21 protein-coding genes are annotated in these 22,170 nt (G+C 61.1%); 13 read left to right on the top strand and 8 right to left on the bottom strand.

The annotated features are described in order from the left end of the window. The 4 genes from FDM28_RS06960 (at position 1) to groL (ending at position 5,776) form a co-directional block, all read left to right on the top strand. Positions 1–1,668, top strand: a complete 1,668-nt coding sequence (locus FDM28_RS06960) for a mechanosensitive ion channel family protein (RefSeq protein WP_138514451.1) — start codon at positions 1–3, stop codon at positions 1,666–1,668. Beyond that, entirely contained in the window at positions 1,665–3,599 is a 1,935-nt protein-coding gene (locus tag FDM28_RS06955) for a YhgE/Pip domain-containing protein (RefSeq protein WP_138514450.1), read from the top strand. Before FDM28_RS06960 ends, FDM28_RS06955 begins: the two co-directional genes overlap by 4 nt. A gap of 154 nt (positions 3,600–3,753) precedes the next feature. After that, entirely contained in the window at positions 3,754–4,044 is a 291-nt protein-coding gene (locus tag FDM28_RS06950) for a co-chaperone GroES (protein ID WP_087495027.1), read from the top strand. An 85-nt stretch (positions 4,045–4,129) separates the two neighbouring features. Further along, positions 4,130–5,776, top strand: a complete 1,647-nt coding sequence (gene groL / locus FDM28_RS06945) for a chaperonin GroEL (protein ID WP_138514449.1) — start codon at positions 4,130–4,132, stop codon at positions 5,774–5,776. Between the two features lie 227 nt (positions 5,777–6,003). Here groL and FDM28_RS06940 read toward each other — a convergent pair whose 3' ends face one another. The 4 genes from FDM28_RS06940 to tal form a co-directional block, all read right to left on the bottom strand. Further along, positions 6,004–6,654 carry an HAD family hydrolase gene (locus FDM28_RS06940; protein WP_138514448.1) on the bottom strand — a complete coding sequence of 217 codons (651 nt, stop codon included), beginning with the start codon at positions 6,652–6,654 and terminating at the stop codon, positions 6,004–6,006. Continuing rightward, a complete protein-coding gene (locus FDM28_RS06935) occupies positions 6,651–7,907 on the bottom strand; it encodes a winged helix-turn-helix domain-containing protein (RefSeq protein ID WP_138514447.1) in 1,257 nt (418 codons plus the stop codon). The genes FDM28_RS06940 and FDM28_RS06935 overlap by 4 nt, the downstream gene beginning before the upstream one ends. 142 nt (positions 7,908–8,049) lie before the next feature. After that, positions 8,050–9,618 carry a glucose-6-phosphate isomerase gene (pgi, locus tag FDM28_RS06930; RefSeq protein ID WP_138514446.1) on the bottom strand — a complete coding sequence of 523 codons (1,569 nt, stop codon included), beginning with the start codon at positions 9,616–9,618 and terminating at the stop codon, positions 8,050–8,052. 21 nt (positions 9,619–9,639) lie between these two features. Next, a complete protein-coding gene (gene tal, locus FDM28_RS06925; protein ID WP_138514445.1) occupies positions 9,640–10,587 on the bottom strand; it encodes a transaldolase in 948 nt (315 codons plus the stop codon). 141 nt (positions 10,588–10,728) lie between these two features. Between tal and zwf the strand changes: the two genes are divergently transcribed. Both zwf and FDM28_RS06915 read left to right on the top strand, forming a co-directional pair. Beyond that, positions 10,729–12,195, top strand: coding sequence for a glucose-6-phosphate dehydrogenase (zwf, locus tag FDM28_RS06920; protein WP_138514444.1), 1,467 nt, complete (start codon positions 10,729–10,731; stop codon positions 12,193–12,195). Between the two features lie 55 nt (positions 12,196–12,250). Continuing rightward, positions 12,251–13,099, top strand: coding sequence for a MurR/RpiR family transcriptional regulator (locus FDM28_RS06915; protein ID WP_138514443.1), 849 nt, complete (start codon positions 12,251–12,253; stop codon positions 13,097–13,099). Positions 13,100–13,182: 83 nt separating this feature from the next. Here the strand turns inward: FDM28_RS06915 and FDM28_RS06910 are convergent, their stop codons facing one another. Then, positions 13,183–14,307, bottom strand: coding sequence for a porin (locus FDM28_RS06910; protein WP_138514442.1), 1,125 nt, complete (start codon positions 14,305–14,307; stop codon positions 13,183–13,185). Between the two features lie 293 nt (positions 14,308–14,600). After that, positions 14,601–15,629, bottom strand: coding sequence for a porin (locus FDM28_RS06905; protein WP_138514441.1), 1,029 nt, complete (start codon positions 15,627–15,629; stop codon positions 14,601–14,603). A gap of 229 nt (positions 15,630–15,858) precedes the next feature. On the opposite strand from FDM28_RS06905, the gene coq7 reads away from it, so the two are divergent. Further along, positions 15,859–16,476 (top strand): 2-polyprenyl-3-methyl-6-methoxy-1,4-benzoquinone monooxygenase, encoded by a 618-nt coding sequence (gene coq7 / locus FDM28_RS06900; protein WP_138514440.1) that lies wholly within the window; start codon positions 15,859–15,861, stop codon positions 16,474–16,476. A 5-nt stretch (positions 16,477–16,481) separates the two neighbouring features. Here the strand turns inward: coq7 and FDM28_RS06895 are convergent, their stop codons facing one another. Next, positions 16,482–16,931, bottom strand: a complete 450-nt coding sequence (locus FDM28_RS06895; protein ID WP_138514439.1) for an OsmC family protein — start codon at positions 16,929–16,931, stop codon at positions 16,482–16,484. Between the two features lie 78 nt (positions 16,932–17,009). Between FDM28_RS06895 and ilvA the strand changes: the two genes are divergently transcribed. Continuing rightward, positions 17,010–18,692 (top strand): threonine ammonia-lyase, biosynthetic, encoded by a 1,683-nt coding sequence (gene ilvA / locus FDM28_RS06890; RefSeq protein ID WP_138514438.1) that lies wholly within the window; start codon positions 17,010–17,012, stop codon positions 18,690–18,692. A gap of 27 nt (positions 18,693–18,719) precedes the next feature. Here ilvA and FDM28_RS06885 read toward each other — a convergent pair whose 3' ends face one another. Further along, positions 18,720–19,199 carry a type II secretion system protein N gene (locus tag FDM28_RS06885; RefSeq protein ID WP_138514437.1) on the bottom strand — a complete coding sequence of 160 codons (480 nt, stop codon included), beginning with the start codon at positions 19,197–19,199 and terminating at the stop codon, positions 18,720–18,722. A 44-nt stretch (positions 19,200–19,243) separates the two neighbouring features. On the opposite strand from FDM28_RS06885, the gene gspG reads away from it, so the two are divergent. From gspG to gspK, 5 genes are read left to right on the top strand one after another with little or no spacing between them, the layout of a single operon-like run. Beyond that, positions 19,244–19,696, top strand: coding sequence for a type II secretion system major pseudopilin GspG (gene gspG / locus FDM28_RS06880; protein ID WP_138514436.1), 453 nt, complete (start codon positions 19,244–19,246; stop codon positions 19,694–19,696). Positions 19,697–19,712: 16 nt separating this feature from the next. Then, positions 19,713–20,144, top strand: a complete 432-nt coding sequence (locus FDM28_RS06875) for a pilus assembly FimT family protein (protein WP_240791933.1) — start codon at positions 19,713–19,715, stop codon at positions 20,142–20,144. After that, a complete protein-coding gene (gspI, locus tag FDM28_RS06870) occupies positions 20,141–20,518 on the top strand; it encodes a type II secretion system minor pseudopilin GspI (RefSeq protein WP_138514434.1) in 378 nt (125 codons plus the stop codon). Before FDM28_RS06875 ends, gspI begins: the two co-directional genes overlap by 4 nt. Further along, positions 20,518–21,180: a PulJ/GspJ family protein gene (locus FDM28_RS06865; RefSeq protein WP_138514433.1), complete on the top strand. Its 663-nt coding sequence runs from the start codon at positions 20,518–20,520 to the stop codon at positions 21,178–21,180. Before gspI ends, FDM28_RS06865 begins: the two co-directional genes overlap by 1 nt. After that, positions 21,177–22,166, top strand: coding sequence for a type II secretion system minor pseudopilin GspK (gspK, locus tag FDM28_RS06860; RefSeq protein WP_138514432.1), 990 nt, complete (start codon positions 21,177–21,179; stop codon positions 22,164–22,166). Before FDM28_RS06865 ends, gspK begins: the two co-directional genes overlap by 4 nt. Positions 22,167–22,170: the final 4 nt, after the last annotated feature.

The following is a 22,170-nucleotide window of genomic DNA, read 5'->3' as shown; positions in this document are numbered from 1 at the left end:
ATGAAATTTGTACTGGCTATTTGCTTCGCGGTGCTGCAGGGCCTGTCTATGTCTGCCTGGGCGCAGGCCGCCGCCCCTTACCCGGCCACTTTCCCGGCACCCGCCACGGCGGCAGCGCCTAGTGCTGCGCCGACGAGCACCCTGCGCTTTTACAACCGCCCGCTCATCACCTTCCGGGGCGAACTGGGCGGTGTCTCCGCCCCCGACCGCGCCGGCCGTGCACTGGTCCGGCTCAAAGACCAGCTCGATATGGATGGCCCGCACCAAGTCAGCCGCAAGGCCGACAGCATGGGCGTGCTGGTGCAGATTGACGGTGCCACCACCTTTGTCGTCACCCCCGCAGAGGTCGATGCCACCCAGCAAGAAACCCTGGATATGGCCGCCGCCAAAGCCCAGCGCGCGCTGGAAAGCGCCATCGCCCAGAGCAAAGAAAGCCGGAATCTGGATGCCATTTTGAAAGCACTCGGCTGGAGTGCAGCGGCCTCGGTCATCGCCCTGGCCCTGTGGTGGGGCCTGCAACGCCTGCACACCGCCGTGGGTCGCAAGCTGCTGCAGTTGTCGGCCGAGCACGCCACCAAACTGCAGGTGGGCGGCATCACCCTGGTCAACCGCAACCGGGTGGTGGCGATGGTGCGTGGCGCCATCACGCTGGTGCTGCGGCTCATGCTATTTCTGGTGGCCTACCAGTGGCTGAGCTTTGTGCTGGGGCGCTTTCCGTTTACCCGGGTCTGGAGCGAGGCGCTGAACGGCTACCTGCTGGACTTTGCCTTGGGTGCGGGCAATGCCATTGTGGGTGCGGTGCCGGGCCTGTTCACCGCCTGCGTCATTTTTTACCTGGCGCGCCTGCTCACCCGGGGCTTGGACAACTTTTTTGAGCGGGTGCTCGAAGGCGAGCACACCCTGGCGTGGCTGGACGCCGATGTGGCGGTGCCAACCCGCCGCATTGCCAAGGTGCTGGTGTGGCTGTTTGCCCTGGCCATGGCCTACCCCTACCTGCCGGGTGCGGGCACCGAAGCCTTCAAGGGCCTGTCGGTGTTGGTGGGCCTGATGATTTCGCTGGGCGCCTCCAACCTGGTGGGCCAAGCGGCCAGCGGTTTGATACTGACCTACGGCCGCGTGTACCGCAAAGGCGAATATGTGCAGCTCGCCAGCCAAGAGGGCACCGTCACCGAAATGGGCATGTTTGCCACCCGCATACGCACCGGCTTGGGGGAAGAGCTCACTATTTCCAACACCAGTATTCTCGCGGGCACCACCAAAAACTATTCCCGTGCGGTGCAGGGCGCAGGCTATGTGGTGGACACCACCGTCACCATCGGCTACGACACGCCATGGCGCCAAGTGCACGCCATGCTGATTGATGCGGCCCTGCGCACCGAGGGCATTCTCACCCACCCGGCGCCGCAGGTGTTTCAGACCGCGCTGTCTGACTGGTACCCGGTGTACCGCCTGGTGTGCCAGGCGGTGCCGGAGGAGCCCCGCCCGCGCGCCCAAGTGCTGAGCGCGCTGCACGCCAATATTCAAGATGTGTTCAACACCTTCGGGGTGCAGATCATGTCGCCGCAATACATTGCCGACCCGGCCACGCCCAAAACCGTGCCACCGGCCCAGTGGGCCCCGGAGCCAGCGTCCCCGCCGGCAGACGCGCCGCAACGGACCAGCGCATGAGAACCTTTCTCTCCGAAACCGCCTATGTCGCCCGGCAAGAGCTGCTGGTGCTCTGGCGCTACCCCAAGATGCTGCTGGCGGTGCTGGTGGTGGCGGTGCTGCCCTCGGTGTACGCCGCGATTTACCTCACCAGCGTGTGGGACCCCGCGGCGCGCACCCAGGCCCTGCCGGTGGCGGTGGTCAACATGGACGAGGGCGTGACCTACAAGGAGCATGTGTTCAACATCGGCTCGCAAGTGGTGTTCAAGCTCGGGCAAAGTGCCCGCTTCGGCTACCTGCACTACGAGGACAGTGAGGAGGCCCGCCTGCATGTGCGCCAGGGCAAGCTCGCGTTTGCGCTCATCATTCCCAAAGACTTCAGCTCCAACGCCATCCCCGGCGCCCAGCCCGGTGGTGGCAAGCTGGTGATCTACACCTCCGAGGGCAACAACTACCAAACCGCCGCCATCGCCAAACAGTTTGCCAATGAGCTGGGCCATGAAGTGAATGAGAGCCTCAACGAGCGGCGCTGGGCCCTGGTGCTCACCAACGCTGCCGGCTCCCAGCGCAGTGTGGATGAACTGCGTGCCGGCGTGGCCCACTTGCGCCAGGGAGCACAGGAGCTGAGCAATGGTGCGCAGCAAGCGGCCACGGCAGGCAAAACGCTGTCCAACGGCAGCGTGAAGGTCAACGCGGGCGTGGGCCAGGTGACCGATGGGTTCAAGCAGCTGGGCAATGGCCTGCGCACTCTCGATGCCCGACGCCCCCCTAACTCGGAGCTGAACCGCCTCAAAACCGGTGCCGAAACACTGGCCGCCGGCCACGTAGACCTCAACAAAGGCATGGACGAGTTGCAAGGTGGCAGCCAGAAGCTGCTGGATGGCGCCATGGGCTTCAAGACCGAGGCCGACGACAGCCTCTTACTCCCCACCCGGGTCAAAGAAGGCGTGGGCCAGCTCGCCAACGGCGTGAACCAGCTGGATGACGGCATACGCAGTGCCGCAGACGGACAAAAAAAACTCGCCGATGGTGCGGCCCGCCTGAGTGCTGGCGTTGGCACGCTGACCACCGGCGTGCGCACCATGACGGGCGCCATCCGCCAAGCCGTGACCAAGCTCCCCGAGGACAACCAGCTCGATGAGCTGGCCAACGGCAGCACCCAGCTCAGCCACGGTACCAATGACCTCTCGGACGGACTCCAAAAACTCAAAGCTGGCAGCCAGGCCTTGGCGGCAGGCATGGATTTGCTTGCGCAGTCTTTGCCCGCGTCCATAGACACCCCCGAAGGCAGCCCCGAAGGCCTGGCCAACTCGGTCAAACCCATGATTGAAGTGGATGCCGTAGTCGCCAACAGCGGCAGCGGCTTTGCCCCCAATGTGATTCCGGCAGCGTTGTGGCTGGGCGCGGGGGTGGCGGCATTTTTGATCCACATCCGAGTGCTGCCACGCCATGCCAAGCGCTTCTCGGCCCCGGCCAAGTTGCTAGGCAAGATCGCCATGCCCGTGGCCGTCGTGCTACTGCAAGCCGGCTTGCTGGGACTCACGGTCGCCTGGGGGCTGCATGTGCACATTCACGATGTGCTGGCATTTGCCCTGTGTCTGCTGGTGGCGGGGATATCGTTCCTGATGATTGTGGTGTTCCTCACCCGTGCGCTGGGCGATGCGGGCAAAGTGTTTGCCATGGTCTTCCTGGCGGTGCAACTCTCCGCCTCGGGCGGCGTACTGCCGGTGGAGTTGAGCGGCGGCTTGTACGAGGTCCTCAGCCCCTGGTTGCCCATGACGTGGGTGGTGCGGGCCGTGAAGGCCAGCATGTTCGGCGCCTACAACGGCACCTGGCAGAACTCCATGGCCTTGGTCACGGCATGTGGCTTGGTTGCACTGCTGCTGGCCTGTTGGGTAGGCCGCTGGCGCTACCTGCATCCGGCGCAAATGCAGCCGGCAGTGGGGTTTTAAGCCAGCCTGCCCTTGAAACCCGGAGATTTACCCTTATGATTAGCACTCGTTGGGGTCGAGTGCTAACAACACTCACCCCACGTTAGTTCAAAGGCGTTGGCAGTTGCTTGCCGCGCCCTGTGCAACCCTTGTTTCCCTATTTAGGAGATTTCTCATGAAACTGCGCCCATTGGCAGACCGCGTGATTGTGAAGCGCGTTGAAAACGAAACCCGCACCGCGTCCGGCATCTACATCCCTGACGCCGCTGCTGAAAAGCCAGATCAAGGCGAAGTGTTGGCTGTCGGCCCCGGCAAGACCAATGACAAGGGCGAAACCAAGGCCCTGACCGTGAAAGTCGGCGACCGCGTGTTGTTCGGCAAGTACTCCGGCCAGACCGTCAAGGTCGACGGCGATGAGCTGTTGGTCATGAAGGAAGACGACCTGTTCGCAGTTGTCGAAGCCTAAGCTGATCCGCTACTGAATTCATAGCTGGTTGCGCATATCTGATGCGCGCTAGCAGTCCTTTTTACTTAAATCTTAGGAGCCACACATGGCAGCAAAAGACGTAATTTTCGGCGGCGAAGCCCGCGCACGCATGGTTGAAGGCGTGAACATTTTGGCCAACGCGGTCAAAGTGACTCTGGGCCCCAAGGGCCGTAACGTGGTGTTGGAGCGCTCGTTCGGCGCCCCCACCGTGACCAAGGACGGTGTGTCCGTGGCCAAGGAAATCGAACTCAAAGACAAGCTGCAAAACATGGGTGCGCAGATGGTCAAGGAAGTCGCTTCCAAGACTTCTGACAACGCGGGTGACGGCACTACGACCGCTACCGTGCTGGCCCAAGCCATCGTGCGCGAAGGCATGAAGTACGTTGCCGCCGGCATGAACCCCATGGACCTGAAGCGCGGTATCGACAAGGCAGTGACTGCTTTGATCGCCGAGCTGAAGAAGGCTTCCAAGGCCACCACCACTTCCAAAGAGATCGCCCAAGTCGGCTCCATTTCTGCCAACAGCGACCACAGCATCGGCGAAATCATCGCTAACGCCATGGACAAAGTGGGCAAAGAAGGCGTGATCACTGTGGAAGACGGCAAGTCCCTGCAGAACGAACTCGATGTCGTGGAAGGCATGCAGTTCGACCGCGGCTACCTGTCCCCCTACTTCATCAACAACCCCGAAAAGCAAGCTGCCTTGCTGGACAACCCCTTCGTGCTGTTGTTCGACAAGAAGATCAGCAACATCCGTGACCTGTTGCCTACCCTGGAACAAGTCGCCAAGGCTGGCCGTCCTTTGTTGATCATTGCTGAAGATGTCGATGGCGAAGCCCTGGCAACTTTGGTGGTGAACACCATCCGCGGCATCCTGAAGGTCGTGGCTGTGAAGGCTCCTGGCTTCGGCGATCGTCGCAAGGCTATGTTGGAAGACATCGCCATCCTGACCGGCGGCAAGGTGATTGCAGAAGAAATCGGCCTGTCTCTGGAAAAAGTGACTTTGGCTGACCTGGGTTCTGCCAAGCGCATCGAAGTGGGCAAGGAAAACACCATCATCATCGACGGTGCTGGCGCTGCTGCTGACATCGAAGCCCGCGTGAAGCAAGTGCGCATCCAGATCGAAGAAGCCACTTCCGACTACGACCGTGAAAAGCTGCAAGAGCGCGTGGCCAAGTTGGCTGGCGGTGTTGCCGTGATCAAGGTGGGCGCTGCTACTGAAGTCGAAATGAAGGAAAAGAAGGCCCGCGTGGAAGACGCCCTGCACGCTACCCGCGCTGCCGTGGAAGAAGGCATTGTGGCTGGTGGTGGCGTGGCTCTGCTGCGCGCCAAGCAAGCTGCTGGCGAAATCAAGGGCGACAACGCTGACCAGGACGCCGGTATCAAGCTGGTGTTGAAGGCCATCGAAGCGCCTCTGCGCGAGATCGTGTTCAACGCCGGTGGCGAAGCCTCTGTGGTGGTGAACGCAGTGTTGGCCGGCAAGGGCAACTACGGCTTCAACGCTGCTAACGACACCTACGGCGACATGATCGAAATGGGTATCCTGGACCCCACCAAGGTGACACGTACTGCTCTGCAGAACGCTGCTTCCGTGGCTTCCTTGATGCTGACTACCGAGTGCATGGTGTCTGAAGCTCCGAAGGAAGAAGCTGCTGGCGGCGGTATGCCTGATATGGGTGGAATGGGCGGAATGGGCGGCATGGGCATGTAAGCTCTCCTGGCCTGAGGGCGCATGGCGGCGTTGCAAACGCTTGCCGTACCAGAGGTACTGTCAGCGCGTTTGCGCCTTGCCCTGCACCCTCATGCTGCGTCGTAGTTGCGTTCGTTCGCGCTGCGGCAAAAACCCAATAAAAAGCCCCGCTCGGTTTTGCCTTGCGGGGCTTTTTTACGCCTTTTTTGCTATGCTTTTAATAGCTGCTTACGCACGCCCCATAAGCGCTAGAGGCCGATTTCGCTTAAACCAAGCGCTTGCAGCTCCTGCGTAGCTTGCTGGGCGCTGTGGAAGTGGATGCCGTACCAGCCTTCGGCCTGTGCGGCCTGGATGTTGGGGAGCAGGTCGTCCAGAAACACCGTCTTGGCGGGCTCCAGGGCGTAGCGGGCTTGGAGGCGCTGGTAGATGGCGGGCTCGGGTTTGATGAGCAACTCATCGCCTGAAAAGACGCCTCCATCAAACTCCTGCAAAAACGCGTTCATGCGCTCCAGGCTGCGGGCATAGGGCACCGGCATGTTGGAGAGGTAGTAAAGCTTCAAGGGTTCGGCCCCTTGGTTCGCCCGCAGCGCACGCACGGCTACCAAACGCCGAAACAAGGCCACGGACTCCGGCATGGGCGTGAGCCGCTCGCCAATGCTCTCCACCAACGCGCCCAGCACTGTGGCATCCAGCCCCACACGCTGCGCGATCTGTGCAATCAAGTCAGGCATGGCGATGGTGCCGCGGTCAAACGCCTGCCATTCGGCATGGCCGAATACTTCGTGCGCCAAATGCCCCGCCTCGGCGCGTGTGGCCGCACGCTGCGGAAAGCACTCCATCATCAAATCCACCGGGCGCCAGGTGAACAGCACCGCGCCAAAGTCAAACACCACATTCATATTTCAGGTCTTTCAAGTTTCAATTTCAAATGTTTGAGCGCCCGCCGCAAGGCGGCTGCCAGCTTGGCGGGCTGCGTGTGGCTGATGCGCACCCGAGGTGTACCGTGCCAATCAGCGCTGCGCTGGATGGCATTCGCCACATCGAGGATCTGTGCCTCCGACCATACCTGCCCGGCTTGGGCATACAAGGCACGCACCTCCAGCACGCCCTCTGCACGATGCGCCTTGGCATCCAGCCGGCCGATGAGCTCGCCACGGCACAGAATGGGCAGCACAAAGTAGCCATACACACGCTTCTCTTCGGGCGTGTAGCACTCCAGCCGGTAGTCAAAATCAAAAAACGCAGAGGCCCGTTCGCGGTCCCACACCACGGGGTCGAAGGGGGACAGCAAGGCGGTGTGGGTCGCCTGCAGCTGGCCCGCCAGCGCCTTCTTGAGTTGTGGTGCGTGGGTGGCGTGCACATAGCCCGGCGCATCCCATCCGTCGACGGCCACACGCAGCAAGGTGCCGGCCGCCACCAACGGCTCCAAGTCCGCATCCTTGAGGCGGGGCTTGGTGCGGAAGTAATCGTGAATCCAGCGGGCCTGGGTGATGCCCAACGCCGTGACCGCCTTCTCAATCAGCGCCACATCGAGGGCGGCGGCGTCCGGCACTGGCGAGGGTTGCAAGAGCTGGGGCGCCACGCGCTCGCTCAGGTCGTACACGCGGTGAAAGTTCTCGCGCCGCGTAATCATCAGTTCGCCCAAGCCGAACAGCGCCTCCAGCCAGCGCTTTTCGTCCTTCCAACCCCACCACGCACCGCCCTTGCCCTCGGGCCGCTCAAAGTCGGATGATTTCACCGGACCGTGGGTGCGTATGTGATCCAGCAGCTTGTCTAGATGCGGGCGTTGGGTTGCAGCCAGCGTGCGTGCATTGGCCACGCCCCAGTGCTGGCGAGCCTGCCGGTTGTACGCACGGTGAATGTGCAGATCGTCCACCGGTGCAAAACAGGCTTCGTGCGCCCAAGTTTCAAAAATCTGCGCACTGGCCAGGGTGTCCTCCAGCCACTCGCGCGGATAGTCCCCCAGCCGCGCATGCAACACCAAATACGGGCTGCGCGAGACCACATGGATGGTGTCGATCTGCAACAGCGCCATGCGCCCAATGCAGGCCGCAATGTCACTTGCTTGTGCCCTGCGAATGGGCGCTTGCAAGAGGCCCTGCGCGGCAAGGTGCAGATTACGGGCTTGCGTAAGGGAGAGAGCAGTACTCATAGGTACATACGCCCAACGCAAGCCAACGCCCCACAGCATGCAGGGGCGCGGTGGCGGGCGATTTCTGCGCATGTGGCAGCATGAGCCCGCCACTGTGCCCCTGCATGCTGTGCGAGTGCCAAGCTACGCACAAGCAAGCAACTCAGCTCCGCAAACGCGCCAACAGCCCCGCCGTCGAGCCATCCAACCCGGACACATCGCCCGACGCCAAGCGCGGCTCAATGTCCTTGGCCAACACCTTGCCCAGCTCCACGCCCCACTGGTCAAAGCTATTGATGCCCCACAAGCTGCCACTGACAAACACGCGGTGCTCCTGCAGCGCAATCAGCGCGCCCAGCGAAGCGGGCGTCAAATCGTCCAGCAACAGGAAAGTGCTGGGGCGGTTGCCCGTGAAATGCTTGTGGCCGCCAACATCACTCTTTCCTTGCATCAGCGCCTGCGCCTGCGCCAGCACATTGGCCAGCAGCATGGGGTGGTGGCCCTTCAGGTCATGGCGCGCCTTTTTGACCGCAATAAACTCCACCGGCACCACGTCGGTGCCCTGGTGCAGCATCTGAAAGTAGGCGTGCTGGCCGTTGGTGCCGGGCTCGCCCCAGAGCACCGGGCAGGTGTCAAAAGGCAAGGCTTCGCCGCTCGCATCCACACGCTTGCCATTGCTTTCCATCTCCAGCTGCTGCAAGTAGGCCGGCAGGCGGCGCAAAGCGCTGTGATAAGGCGCGATGCTGCGGCTGGTGAAGTGGTGGAAGTTGCGGTACCACACGTCCAGCAGGCCCAGCCGCACCGGCAGGTTGCTTTCCAGCGGCGCGGTGCGGAAGTGCTCGTCCATCGCGTGCGCACCCGCAAGCAGCTCACGGAAGCCCTGGGCTCCAACCGCAATCGCGATGGGCAGGCCGATGGCTGACCACATGGAATAGCGGCCCCCCACCCAGTCCCAAAAGCCGAAGGTGGTGGTGATACCGAATGCATTCGCCGCCGCCACGTTGGTCGTGAGGGCTGCGAAGTGGCGGGCAATGTCGGTGCCACCCTGCGTCAGAAACCAGGCCTTGGCGGAGGCCGCGTTCGTCATGGTCTCGATGGTGGTGAAGGTCTTGCTGGCAATCAGGAAGACGGTGCTTTCCGGCTTCAAGTGCGGCAGCTTGGCGGCCAGCTCGTGGCCGTCCACATTGCTCACAAAGTGCAGGCGCTTGCCACTGTCTGCGAATGCGTCCAAGGCCAGCACCGCCATTTGCGGACCGAGGTCGGAGCCGCCGATGCCGATGTTCACCACATCGGTAATGACTTTGTCTGCGCGCAAGGTTTCGGCGTAGGCCAGCATCGCGTCCAAGGTGGTGTGCACCTTGGCCTGCTCTGACGCTATGAATTCAGGAGCTGCTCCCGCATATTGCACGGGCGCTACAGGCGGATTTCGCAACAAAACGTGCCACACCTCGCGCTGCTCGGTGTGGTTGATCTTCTGGCCGGCGAACATGGCATCGCGGTGCTCCAACAGACCGCTCTGGCGCGCCAGGTCCAGCAGCAGGCCCTCGGTCGCGGCGTCAATACGGTTTTTGGACAAGTCCGCAAACACATAAGGCGCCTCCTGGCTGAAGCGGCTGAAACGCTGCGCATCGGCCTGAAAGGCCTCGCGCACGTCGAGCGCTTGACCAGTCGCTTGGTATGCAGCTTGCAGTTGGGCCCAGGCGGGCGTGCGGTCACAACGGGTACGTGCCATGGTCGCCGAATCCTCTTTCGCTTAAGCAGCCAACAACAATTGTTCGAGCTTGACAGCGTCCACGCAGAACGCGCGAATGCCTTCGGCCAGCTTCTCGGTCGCCATGGCATCGTTGTTCAGTGCCAAACGGAAACCGGCTTCGTCGTAACTGACGTGTTCGATGTCGGCAGCCTTCGCAGCATCGGCTTTCAGGTGCTGGACAACAGGCGTGTCCGTTGCCGCCATCTGGGCCAGCAAATCGGGGCTGATGGTCAGCAGGTCGCAGCCTGCCAACGCGGTGATCTGGCCCACGTTCCGGAAGCTCGCACCCATCACCTCGGTGGCGATGCCGAACTTCTTGTAGTAGTTGTAGATCTGCGCCACGGATTTCACGCCAGGATCGTTCAACTCGGCGTTGTCGGCTTCCACCCAAGCCGCGCCGGCGTTCTTTTTGTACCAGTCGTAAATACGGCCGACGAAGGGGGAAATCAGTTGCACCTTGGCTTGGCCGCAGGCCACGGCTTGGCAGAACGCGAACAACAAGGTCAGGTTGGTGTGGATGCCCTTGCGCTCCAGCTGCTCGGCGGCTTTGATGCCTTCCCAGGTAGAAGCGACCTTGATCAACACGCGGTCAGAGTGAATGCCTTGCGCTTGGTACAGCTCAATCAGGCGCTCGCCACGGGCCACAGTGGCCGCCGTGTCAAAGCTCAAGCGGGCATCCACTTCGGTGGACACGCGGCCCGGGATGATGGACAGAATTTCGCAGCCAAAACGCACCAGCAAGCGGTCCACAATTTCGTCCATGGGGCGGCCACGAAACTGGTTCACTGTGTCTTTCACCAGCGGCGCGTAGTCGGCCTTTTGCACGGCCTTCAAAATCAGCGAGGGATTGGTGGTCGCGTCCTGGGGCTTGAAAGCGTCGAGCTGCTTGAAGTCGCCAGTGTCGGCAACCACGGTGGTGAATTGTTTGAGTGCGTCGAGTTGGTTCATGGGTCACGGGCCGCAAGGCCAGGGGTTAAAACTAAGGGAAAACGCGCAAAGAGTTGCGATTTGTCCCCTTGAATTATCAATGAAACAAAGTTACATTACAACGTCAGCTTTCATGTAACTCTTAAACGTACCACTCCTCTTATGAGCTTTGATTTAGTCATGTTCGGCGGCACCGGCGATTTGGCCTGGCGCAAACTCATGCCCGCCTTGTTTCAGGCGTTCCGCCACGGCACGCTGCCCGAGGGCGGACGCATCATCGGCGTCGGCCGCGATGACCTGAGCCATGACCAGTACCGCGCACTCATCCAGTCCCGCTTTGAAAAGGTGGAATTGGCCAAGCGCCCCAGTGCCGAAGAGTTTGCCCGCTTTGCCGCCATCCTCGAATTCGTGCGCATGGACCTGTCCAAAGCCGAAGACTATGTCCGGCTGGCCGAGACACTGAACGCCCGCAACGCAGACGGCATCGTGATGTACGTGGCCACGGCGCCCAGCCTGTTTACCAATGTGTGCGAACAACTGGCGGCCTCGGGCCTGAACAGCCCCAAGGTGCGCATCGTGTTGGAGAAGCCATTGGGCCACGACTTGGCGTCCAACCGCGCCATCAACCAGACCGTGAGCCGCTTCTTTGCCGAAGAGCAGGTCTACCGCATTGACCACTATCTGGGCAAACCTTCTGTACAAAACCTGTTTGCCATGCGCTTCGGCAATGCTTTGTTTGAGCCGCTCTGGCGCCGCGAACACATTGCCAACATCCAAATCACCATCGCCGAAGACTTGGGTGTGGAAAGCCGTGGCGCGTTCTACGAGACCACGGGCGCGCTGCGCGACATGGTGCAGAACCACGCACTGCAACTGCTGTGCGCCATCGCCATGGAGCCGCCTATCAACGCAGGCGCCGACGCCATTCGCGATGAGAAGCTCAAGGTGCTGCGCTCACTCAAACCCTGGACCCAAGAGACCTTGAAACAGGACGTGGTGCGTGGCCAGTACTCTGCCGGCACCAGCGGTGGCGCCAAGGTGCCCGGCTACCGGGAAGAAACCGGTGTCAACCCGCAAAGCAACACCGAGACTTTTGTGGCCTTGCGCACCGAAATCGCCAACTGGCGTTGGGCAGGTGTGCCGTTTTACATCCGTACCGGCAAGCGCCTGTCGGGTCGTGACGCGCGCATCGTGATCAACTTCCGCCCCACCCCGCACGCCATCTTCAATTCCAACGTGGGCGTGGGCAACCGCTTGGTCATCAACCTGCAGCCTAAAGACGGTTTGGAGCTGCACCTGCTCGCACAAGGCCAAGACAACCGCCAAACACGTGGATCGGCTTCGCAAACGCTGGCCCCTGTGCAGCTGGACCTGGACTTTGACAAACGCTTCGGCTCCGAGCGCGTGGGCGCCTACGAGCGTCTGTTGCTGGACGTGATCGACGGCCGCTTGAATCTGTTTGTCCGCAGCGACGAGCAGGAAGAAGCCTGGCGTTGGGTCGAGCCGATGCTGGAACATTGGGCCGCCGACACCACCGGCCCCCGCTTGTACGCAGCAGGTACTTGGGGCCCCAGCGCCTCCAGCGCCATGATTGCCCGCGACGGCTTCTGCTGGTCAGAAGAGTCCTGATGTACTGATGACATTACTGCGGCTTCTGCAGTAATGTCAACTTGGAAAACCGACCATGTTGGATCGAATCAAAGCCTCCCTGCCCTCACTGGCTCCCGCCGAACAGCGGGTGGGCAAACTGTGCTTGGCGGACCCCCGCGCTTTCGCCAAGCTGCCCGTGAGCGAGTTGGCTGACCGCGCACACGTGAGCAAACCCACTGTTGTGCGCTTTTGCCGTAGCGTGGGCTACGACGGTTTGTCTGACTTCAAACTCAAGCTCGCTGGCACGGTGAACGAAGGCGTGCCCTTTATTCACCGCAGCGTCGATGCGGACGACAAGACCGGCGATGTGATGGTCAAGGTCATCGACAACACTGTGGCCGCGTTTTTGCGCTACCGCAACGATGCATCTACCATGGCGATTGAAAAAGCGGTGGTGGCATTGGTCGACGCCTATAGCGCGGGCAAACAAATCCAATTCTTTGGGGTAGGCAATTCCGGCATCGTTGCGCAAGACGCACAACACAAGTTCTTCCGCTTGGGTATCAACACCACTGCCTACAGCGATGGCCACATGCAAGTCATGAGCGCCTCCATCCTGGGGCAAGGCGATTGCGTGGTGGTCATCAGCAACTCCGGCCGCACCCGCGACCTGATGGATGCCTGCGACATCGCCCGCAAGAACGGCGCTACGACCATCGTCATCACCGCCAGCGGCTCGCCCTTGGCAAGCGCCGGCCACATCCACCTGAGCGCCGACCACCCCGAAGGCTTTGACCGCTACAGCCCCATGGTGTCGCGCCTGCTGCACCTGATGATCATCGACATCCTAGCTACCTGCGTTGCACTGCGCATTGGCGGCGGCAAGTTGCAACCGTTGTTGAGTGAGATGAAGCACAACTTGCGGAATAAGCGCTACGCTTGAACTGGGTTTTCACATAAAAAAGCCCGCTGACTGTCAGCGGGCTTTTTTGTTTCTGCATCAAGCTGGCTGATGCCAGCAGTGAATTAGAAGGAGTGGGCCAAGAACAGAGTAGCTTCTGTGTTCCGGTTTGCCGCAAACGGGCTCGACAACCAATTCACATACGAAGCTGTCACGCTAGTACGCTTGCTCAACGCATAAGCAGCTGTCAAGCTGTAGCCGTTACGGGAACCATCCAAATCTGTAGCTTGAATGCCCAAGGCGCTTGCAGTAGCAGCATTTTTTGCTGCAGCTACGGCATTGAATGCAATCGTAGATCCTTCAACATTGCCGATACCATAGTTAGCGCCGAACGTCCAGTTTCCAGCGGGTACAGAGGCGGCAACCAAAGAATCTGTCACTGTGGCTCCGCCCAACGTTGTAGTACGGGAGTAACCTGCACCAAACTTGGCAAAACCGGCATTGTAAGAAGCGGAGGTACGAATCACATCCTTGTAGGTAGAGTCTGTATCACCACGACCGTCGTACTGGAGATAGTTCAAATTTGCAACCAACTCTCCACCGAGGTACGTCAAAGCATAGCTATTGATACGCTGTCCGCCCGCTGATGCGTCACCAGCCGCACCAACACCCAAACCCAAAAGATTGGTAGGAGACTTCTTCGAAGGACCGGCTTCAAAGTGCGCGTAGCTCAAAACGACTGGACCAAATTTCGTGTCAAAGCCTGCAGAATCTTTGCTTGTACGGGCAGAAAAAACGCGATCGTCTAGGCCAGCACCACCTACACCCGAAATGCCACCAGACAAATAATCAACAGGTTTGTAGGTTTGCAAAGTGAAACGACCAATGCCAGTTGTCAGCTTGAGCGAAGTATCGCCACCCACCACTTCTTTACGTGTGACAGTATCAAAGTTCATAGAGGCATCCACTTTCATGCCGCCACCCAAATCTTCAGAAGCGGCAAATGTGAGAGTAGAAGTGTCAACACCCAAACCAGATGCATCTCCAGTTGGGTTACCACCGCTGCCACCAACAAAGGTGTCGGCGACTGAGGCAAGAGCACCATTCTTTAATAGAGCAAGCCCAGAGCCTGCAGCAGCCGAAACGCTGGATGCCTTGTAGCCCGTAATGATTGAGCCAGTGATGCTGATCTGAGCAAAAGAAGCACTACCAGCGGCCAAGGCTGCCAATGCGATGAGTGTTTTTTTCATAAGACTTGTCTCTTCAATGTGAGTTAAAGAATCAGCGGCGGACTTTTAAAACCTACCGTCTGAACTTACTTCTTTATTTAGAAGTAAGTTCTATTGAAACAAAAATTCACACGCCCGTCATGCAACTCGGCGTCAAAAATATAGAGCGACCGTTCGATTTTGAATATTTGTTGTATTAGCACCAAGCAAGTCAAATATTTCTCTATATGAAATCAAAACAACCATAAAAAAACCGCCTCACATGGAGGCGGTTTTTTGATTTCTCAATCAAGCTGGCTTAAGCCAGCAAGAATTTAGAAGGAGTGAGCAACCAAGAAGTTGGTTTCTGTAGCCTTAGCATTGTCACCAACGGTGTTGGTCCAGTTGCGGTAGTTGGCAACCAAGCTAGTACGCTTGCTCAAAGCATAAGCTGCGGCCAGACCGTAGCCGGTCTTTGTGCCGTCAGTAGTGGCAGAGTTGTCGTTCACTTGACGGTTTGCGAAAGAAGCGTTCAATGTCAAGGCGCTGGTGACAGGGAAAGCAACACCAACCAAGGAATCAACACGTGTTCCCTTTGTCAGCTTGCGGTTTTCCACTCCAGCACCGATCTTGGCAACGCCCAGATCGTAAGCAACGGATGCGTACACTTTGTTATCGCTGTTAGCTGCGTCAGTAGCTTCAACACCCTTTTGATCGTAAGCTGTGTAACCCAAGTTAGCAGCCAAAGGACCTGCAGCGTAAGCAGCAGAAATGCCAGAGTTACGTTGAGAATCACGGCCTGTGGGAGTACCAGCAGCACCTACGCCCAAGCCTTGACCGGTCGTGACGCTGTTCACACTGTTTTCAGCGTGGGACAAACCAACGGTGAAACCGCTGAAGGAAGGCGAAGTGTAGCTAACGCTGTCAGAGTATGTCTTAGCGCTGAAGATTTTCCCGTCAAAACCAACACCACCCACGTTGGCGATACCGCCGGACAGGTAGTCAGCACCCTTGACAGACTTCAGAGCGAAAGCACCCCAAGAAGCGTTAGACAATGTCAAAGATGTGTCGCCACCAGCAACGCCAGCACGAGTCACTGTGTCAAAGCTCAACACTGCGTCAGCCTTCAAACCACCGCCCAAATCTTCAGAAGCCTTGAAGAACAATTCAGCAGTATCCACGCCCAGACCAGAGCTATCAGAAGATGTGCTAACACCAGCCGTTGTAGAAACAGCGGTAGCAGCACGGTAGCCAGAAGCAACAGCACCAGTAACGGTAACTTGTGCGAAAGAAGCGCCGGAAGCAGCCAGAACGGCCAAAGCGATCAAAGTCTTTTTCATTAGAAATACTCCAAGGTTAAACATAGAGCTCCGGACCGATTGTTCGGAACCCCGGGCCAACCTCCTTGTTCAGGAAGTTGGAGCTATTGCACCAGAGCGGTGACACTTTGGCAAAGGAAACGGGAGAAAAATCAGGGTTCCTACGGGTTACCGTTGTGGACGTGCAACAGCGCGTTTAATCCACGTCAAGTGCACTATTTCACACTCCCGATAGACTTCTGAGCTGATTTGACGCCAAACCCGAAGCATTTGTATGGATTCACTCTTTAACGCCGCTGATACTGCCTTGCGAACCCTGTTCGCCACCCCGCGCGCCTCGCAGGCCTGTCCCACCGTACCGGAGGGGGACACCGTGCTGAACGACGCCGAAAAGAAAAAAGCGGCGGGATTGATGCGGGTGAACCACGTAGGAGAAGTCTGCGCACAAGCTTTATATACAGCGCAAGCGTTGGCGACCCCGAACAAGGCGTTACGTGCTCACTTCACCCAAGCGTGCATCGAAGAAACCGATCACCTGGCCTGGACAGCTCAACGGCTGGAAGCCTTGGGTTCGCGTCCTTCTTTATTGAACCCTCTGTGGTACGCAGGCGCGTTCGGCTTGGGTCTGCTGGCCGGACGCATGGGAGATGCCCTGAGCCTGGGCTTTGTGGTGGAAACAGAACGGCAAGTGGGCGCTCATCTGGAAAGTCATCTCTCGCTGCTACCGGAAGGAGATCACGAATCCCGCGCCATCGTGTCGCAAATGCAGATCGACGAAATCCGGCATGCGGACGAAGCACTTGCGGCTGGCGCCGCAGAACTCCCCCAACCCGTCAAGGAATTGATGCGCGCAGCCGCCAAAGTCATGACGACCGTGGCGGAGCGCATCTAAACAGTTCAGGCTTCGACGAGGTCGAAGCCGGTGGTGATTTCCGCTGTCTTGCCCAGCATGATGCTGGCAGAGCAGTATTTGTCGTGGCTCATGGCAATCGCCCGCTCCACGGCGCTAGGGGGAATGCCTTTGCCGGTCACGGTGAACTGCATGTGAATTTTGGTAAACACCTTGGGATCGGCGTCGGCCCGCTCGGCAGTGAGTTTGACGGTGCAGCCCTGCACATCGTGGCGACCACGCTTCAAAATCAACACCACGTCATAAGCGGTGCATCCGCCGGTGCCAGCCAACACGGTTTCCAAAGGCCGAGGCGCCAGGTTTTGGCCGCCGTTTTCAGGCTTAGCAGCATCCGGTGCGCCGTCCATCATCAACGTATGGCCGCTGCCGGTTTCGGCCACAAAGCCCATACCGGAGCGGGTATTGAGGCCACCAGTCCAGCTGACTGTGCATTCCATGGTTTGTCCTTTGCAAGCCCCGCGCGGGGCAATTTATGAAGTCGCTACAATGCCACAAATCGCTCCGCGCGGAGCGTCATGACTGCCTTTTCTCACCCACCGGAGTGTAGCCCCGTGAGCCCCAAGACCCCACCCTCCTCGGAATTTCCCGCCCTGAATTCCCCCTCCCCGCTCACCCCGGCTGATTACCTCAAGAAAATTCTCACCGCCCGCGTGTATGACGTGGCGGTGGAAACCGCGCTGGAGCCCGCACGCGCACTCAGCCGCCGCTTGCACAACACCGTGTTGTTCAAGCGGGAAGACCAGCAACCCGTGCGCAGCTTCAAACTTCGGGGCGCGTACAACAAGATGGCCCAGATGCCCGCCGAGCAAATTGCCAAAGGCGTGATTTGCGCGTCTGCCGGCAACCATGCCCAAGGTGTGGCTCTGTCTGCCAGCCGCATGGGCATTCGCGCGGTGATCGTGATGCCCACCACCACACCGCAACTCAAAGTGGATGCCGTGCGCGGCTTTGGTGGCGAAGTCGTGCTGTACGGCGAGAGCTATTCCGACGCTTATGGCCACGCAGTCACGCTGCAGAAAAAAGAAGGCCTGACCTTCGTGCACCCTTTTGACGACCCAGACGTGATTGCCGGCCAAGGCACCGTGGCCATGGAAATCATGCGCCAGGTGCAGACCCTGGGTGCCGACAAGGCCGCCAAGTCCGGCCACAAGACTGGCAGCAAAACTGGCCCCGGCATTGATGCCGTGTTTGTGGCCATTGGCGGCGGCGGCCTGATTTCCGGTGTGGCGAACTACATCAAGGCGGTGGCGCCCGGCGTCAAGGTGATTGGCGTTCAGATGAACGACTCCAACGCCATGATCCAGTCGGTCGACGCCCATGAGCGCGTCACGCTGCCCGACGTAGGTTTGTTCTCCGACGGCACTGCCGTGAAACTGGTGGGCGAAGAAACCTTCCGCATTGCCCACGAACTGGTCGACGGCTATGTGACGGTGGACACGGACGCTGTCTGCGCCGCTATCAAAGACATTTTTGTGGACACCCGCAGCATCGTGGAACCAGCGGGCGCCCTGGCGGTGGCGGCCATCAAGCAGTACGTGGCCGAGCACAAAACCAAGGGCGAGACCTACGCCGCCATCTTGTGTGGCGCCAACATGAACTTCGACCGCCTGCGTTTCGTGGCAGAGCGCGCGGAGGTGGGCGAGGAGCGCGAGGCTTTGTTCGCGGTCACCATCCCCGAGGAGCGCGGCAGCTTCAAGCGCTTTTGTGAGCTCATCGGCGAGCTGCCCGGCGGCACCCGCAACGTGACCGAGTTCAACTACCGCATCAGCGACGCGGCGAAGGCCCATGTGTTCGTAGGCCTCACCACCCAGAGCAAGGGCGAGTCTGCCAAGGTAGCCAAAAACTTTGAGAAAAACGGTTTCAAGACCCTGGACCTGACGCACGATGAACTGGCCAAAGAGCACATCCGCCACATGGTGGGCGGCATCTCCAGTTTGGCGCAGGACGAGCGGCTGCTGCGTTTTGTGTTCCCCGAACGGCCGGGCGCACTGATGAAGTTCCTGAGCCTGATGCGCCCGGGCTGGAACATCAGCCTCTTTCACTACCGCAACCAGGGCGCCGACTACGGCCGCATTCTGGTAGGCCTGCAAGTGCCGGCAGCGGATGACAAGGCCTTCGAGAAGTTTTTGCAGACCCTGAACTACCCGTATGTGGAAGAAACCCACAACCCGGTGTACCGCATGTTTCTGCAAAAATGATAGCTGTCCGCGCAGGGCTGGCGGGCGCTAGAGCCCTTTTTTACCCATAGACACAGGTTGGGGAAGCGGAGGCAACTGCAACTCCAGCTCCGCGCCATTGCGGCGGAGCACAGCACGGCGCGCTTCCACCCGATGCAGCGTCCAGCCTTCAGCCACCACCGCACCCACGGCGACCGGTTTGGCCGGTTTGCCATCCACGGCAATCAAGGCACGACCCGGGGCAGACGCATCGGCCACCACGCCGGAGAGCACAAAGCGTGCGGCCTCCACGTCACCAGCGGGTGCCGTGGCGCCGGTCGCCGGGGCGAATGCCCCAGAGGCCCCCAGGGCCCGGGCGACTGCGGTCGTATCCACCTCCGCGCCCGCAGCGGCTACGGGGCCGGCAGAAACCGGCAACTCTGACGCCACCCGCCAATGCAGGGCCCAATACGCCGCGCTCCCGGCCGCTGCTGCAGACAACAGCAAGGCGGCAAGACGAGGGGGCCAGGGCGACGCGGTAAGGGGCATGCGGCGCATTATCATGGAAGGCCAGACTCCAGCGACTTCCTCCCATGCCCCTCCGATTGCACGCCTCTATGCCCCGCCGCCTCGCACGCCCGCTCCAGCGGGGGTTCACCCTGATTGAGTTGATGGTGGTGCTGGTCATCATCGGGGTGCTGGCCGCACTCATCGTGCCCAATGTGCTGGACCGCGCGGACGACGCCCGGGTCACCGCCGCCAAAACCGACATCGCCAACCTCACCCAGGCGCTCAAGCTCTACAAGCTGGACAACCAGCGCTTCCCCACCGCCGAGCAAGGCCTGCAGGCCCTGGTGAGCAAACCCACCGCGAACCCGGTGCCCGCCAACTGGCGCCCCTATATCGACAAACTGCCCGCTGACCCCTGGAACCGGCCTTACCTCTATATGAACCCCGGTTTGCGGGGCGAGGTGGATGTGCTGTCCTTCGGAGCAGACGGCCAAGCGGGCGGTGAAGGCAAAGATGCCGATATCGGCAACTGGTAAACCGCCCATCCGCCCCGTGCCACGCCGCCACCGGCGTGCCTGGGGCTTCACGCTGCTGGAGTTGATGATCGTGGTGGCGATTGCCGGTATCGCCTCTGCCGCGGTGGCCCTGGCCTTGCGCGACAGCCGCCAAAGCCAGCTGGACCGCGAAGCCTTGCGTTTAGTCGCCCTGCTGGAATCGGCCCGCGCCCAATCCCGAGCTACGGGCGTGAGCACCTTCTGGCGAGCAACCGCCACGGGGTTTGAGTTCAGCACCGGCCCCCAAACCCAGCCCGGCCAATGGGACGATGCCGCCACCCAAGCCAGTAGCCCTGCGCCCGTCCCCTTGGGGCCCGAGCCGGTGATTGGCCCGCAGCAGGTGCGGCTCTGGAGCCGCGACGCCCCCGAACGCAGCCTGTGGCTCCGCACCGATGGCTTGCGCGCGTTTGCCGTGTACACCACCCCATGACACGCCGGCGCGCCAAGCTGCGGACGCCCGGTGGCTTCACCCTGATCGAGGTGCTCGTGGCCTTGGCCATTGTGGCAGTCACCCTGATCGCAGGCCTGCGCGCCAGCGCCACCCTCACCCGCAGCACCGAACGGCAAAGCAGCCGGGTGCTGGCCCAGCTGTGCGCTGAAAACGCCTTGGTGCAAGTGCGCCTGACCCGCCAGTTGCCCGACGTGGGTGACAACACCCGCGACTGCTCCCAGGCCGGCCGGACGCTGGAGCTGCGCCTACTGGTGCAGGCCACGCCCAACCCCAACTTCCGGCGGGTAGAAGCGCGCGTCGCCGAGGAAGGCAGCCCTTTGCTGCAACTCAGCACCGTGGTGGGGCGCTACTGATGACGGCCGCTCGCCCCTCCGCCACACAGCGCGGCTTCACCCTGATCGAGCTGCTGGTCGCGCTGGCGGTGATGGCACTCATGGCCACCATGGGCTGGCGCGCGCTGGCTGGCATGCAGCAAGCCCAAGAGGTCAACCAGAGCGTGAGCGACGCCGTGCTCACCACCGAAGCCGGCCTGAACCAATGGACCACCGACCTGGACGCCGTGCAAGAACTCCCTGCCACCCGCGCAATGGAGTGGGATGGCCGCAGCCTGCGCATCACCCGCCGCGCTGCGCCGCCCACGGAGGGCGTCACCGTCGTGGCCTGGACCCGCGCCACCCGCCAGGGCACACCCCAGTGGCTGCGCTGGCAGTCGGCGCCGGTGCAATCAATAGAGGCATGGCAAGCCGCCTGGGCCGCCGCCTCTGCATGGGCCCAGGGCACCGAGAGCCCCGAGCTGCGGGCGCGAGAGGTCGCCATTACTGGGCTGGAGCAATGGCAGCTGTTTTTCTACCGCGGGGGCGCCTGGAGCAACCCGCTCTCCAGCACCGGCACCCCGGACATGGCCACCGCTCCCGATGGCGTGCGCCTGGTGCTCACCCTGCCCGCCAGCCACCCGCTCGCAGGCAGCCTGGTGCGCGACTGGGCCTCGGGCGCCCTGACCGGAGCGGGGCAATGAGCCGGCGGCCAGCCCGCACTACCCACCGGGGCGCTGCCATCCTCACCGCCATGCTGCTGATGGCCTTGGTCGCCACCCTGAGCGCCGCAGCCTTGTGGCAGCAACGGCGCGCGCTCGACCTGGAAACCGCCGAGCGCGCACGGGTGCAAGCCAATTGGTTGCTCCAGGGCGGCACCGACTGGGCCCGCCTCATCCTGCGCGAAGACGCCCGCTCCGGCTCGGTAGACCACCTGGCCGAGCCCTGGGCCGTCCCCCTGCAAGAGGCCAAGCTCAGCAGCTTTTTGAACAACGGCAACAGCACCGAGGACTTGCCGGACTCCGAGCTGCTGCAGTCCGCCTACCTCTCGGGTGGCATCAGCGACTTGCAGGGCCGCCTCAACGTCAGCAACCTGCTACTCGACCAGCAAACCCACGGCCCCACGCTGCGCGCCTTTGCCCGCCTGTTTGAAGCGCTGCAGCTGCCGCAAAGCGAGCTGCTGGTGCTTGTGGCCGGGCTGCGGGCGAGCCAAGCCACCCGCACCGGTGCTCAGGGCGCGACAGCCACTCCGCTGCAAGCCCGCACACTGAGCCAGCTGACCTGGCTGGGGCTGTCTGCGCACACCGTGGCGGCCTTGGCACCGTATGCCGTGGTGTTGCCGGAGCGCACCCCGGTCAACCTCAACACGGCCAGCGCCCCGGTCTTGCAGGCCATCGTAGCGGACCTGGACGCCGCCGGCGCCCAGCGCCTGTTGGAGGCTCGGGCCAGAAGCCACTTCCGCAACCTCGCCGAGGTGGCCCAGGCCGCCGGCAAGAGCGAACTCGTGCTGAACGACGCGCTGCACAGCGTCAACTCGCGGTATTTCGAAGTCCGGGCGCGCTTGCGGCTGGGCAGCCTGATCACCCAGGAGCGCACCGTCCTGCAGCGGGATGGTTTGAACGTCAAACCCCTCTGGAAAACACGCGAGGCGCCCACGCACGCGATACCAACTAACGCCTCCGTACAATGAAAGC

The sequence above is a fragment of the Rhodoferax bucti genome, assembly GCF_005876985.1.
GTDB lineage: Bacteria > Pseudomonadota > Gammaproteobacteria > Burkholderiales > Burkholderiaceae_C > Allorhodoferax > Allorhodoferax bucti.
This window is presented reverse-complemented; position numbering and strand designations above follow the sequence as displayed.

What these genes read in the sequence shown, in the direction of transcription:
- FDM28_RS06960 (WP_138514451.1), top strand. Translation starts at nt 1, where the DNA reads ATGAAATTTGTACTGGCTATTTGCTTCGCGGTGCTGCAGGGCCTGTCT.
- FDM28_RS06955 (WP_138514450.1), top strand. Translation starts at nt 1,665, where the DNA reads ATGAGAACCTTTCTCTCCGAAACCGCCTATGTCGCCCGGCAAGAGCTG.
- FDM28_RS06950 (WP_087495027.1), top strand. Translation starts at nt 3,754, where the DNA reads ATGAAACTGCGCCCATTGGCAGACCGCGTGATTGTGAAGCGCGTTGAA.
- groL (WP_138514449.1), top strand. Translation starts at nt 4,130, where the DNA reads ATGGCAGCAAAAGACGTAATTTTCGGCGGCGAAGCCCGCGCACGCATG.
- FDM28_RS06940 (WP_138514448.1), bottom strand. Translation starts at nt 6,654, where the DNA reads ATGAATGTGGTGTTTGACTTTGGCGCGGTGCTGTTCACCTGGCGCCCG.
- FDM28_RS06935 (WP_138514447.1), bottom strand. Translation starts at nt 7,907, where the DNA reads ATGAGTACTGCTCTCTCCCTTACGCAAGCCCGTAATCTGCACCTTGCC.
- pgi (WP_138514446.1), bottom strand. Translation starts at nt 9,618, where the DNA reads ATGGCACGTACCCGTTGTGACCGCACGCCCGCCTGGGCCCAACTGCAA.
- tal (WP_138514445.1), bottom strand. Translation starts at nt 10,587, where the DNA reads ATGAACCAACTCGACGCACTCAAACAATTCACCACCGTGGTTGCCGAC.
- zwf (WP_138514444.1), top strand. Translation starts at nt 10,729, where the DNA reads ATGAGCTTTGATTTAGTCATGTTCGGCGGCACCGGCGATTTGGCCTGG.
- FDM28_RS06915 (WP_138514443.1), top strand. Translation starts at nt 12,251, where the DNA reads ATGTTGGATCGAATCAAAGCCTCCCTGCCCTCACTGGCTCCCGCCGAA.
- FDM28_RS06910 (WP_138514442.1), bottom strand. Translation starts at nt 14,307, where the DNA reads ATGAAAAAAACACTCATCGCATTGGCAGCCTTGGCCGCTGGTAGTGCT.
- FDM28_RS06905 (WP_138514441.1), bottom strand. Translation starts at nt 15,629, where the DNA reads ATGTTTAACCTTGGAGTATTTCTAATGAAAAAGACTTTGATCGCTTTG.
- coq7 (WP_138514440.1), top strand. Translation starts at nt 15,859, where the DNA reads ATGGATTCACTCTTTAACGCCGCTGATACTGCCTTGCGAACCCTGTTC.
- FDM28_RS06895 (WP_138514439.1), bottom strand. Translation starts at nt 16,931, where the DNA reads ATGGAATGCACAGTCAGCTGGACTGGTGGCCTCAATACCCGCTCCGGT.
- ilvA (WP_138514438.1), top strand. Translation starts at nt 17,010, where the DNA reads ATGACTGCCTTTTCTCACCCACCGGAGTGTAGCCCCGTGAGCCCCAAG.
- FDM28_RS06885 (WP_138514437.1), bottom strand. Translation starts at nt 19,199, where the DNA reads ATGCCCCTTACCGCGTCGCCCTGGCCCCCTCGTCTTGCCGCCTTGCTG.
- gspG (WP_138514436.1), top strand. Translation starts at nt 19,244, where the DNA reads ATGCCCCTCCGATTGCACGCCTCTATGCCCCGCCGCCTCGCACGCCCG.
- gspI (WP_138514434.1), top strand. Translation starts at nt 20,141, where the DNA reads ATGACACGCCGGCGCGCCAAGCTGCGGACGCCCGGTGGCTTCACCCTG.
- FDM28_RS06865 (WP_138514433.1), top strand. Translation starts at nt 20,518, where the DNA reads ATGACGGCCGCTCGCCCCTCCGCCACACAGCGCGGCTTCACCCTGATC.
- gspK (WP_138514432.1), top strand. Translation starts at nt 21,177, where the DNA reads ATGAGCCGGCGGCCAGCCCGCACTACCCACCGGGGCGCTGCCATCCTC.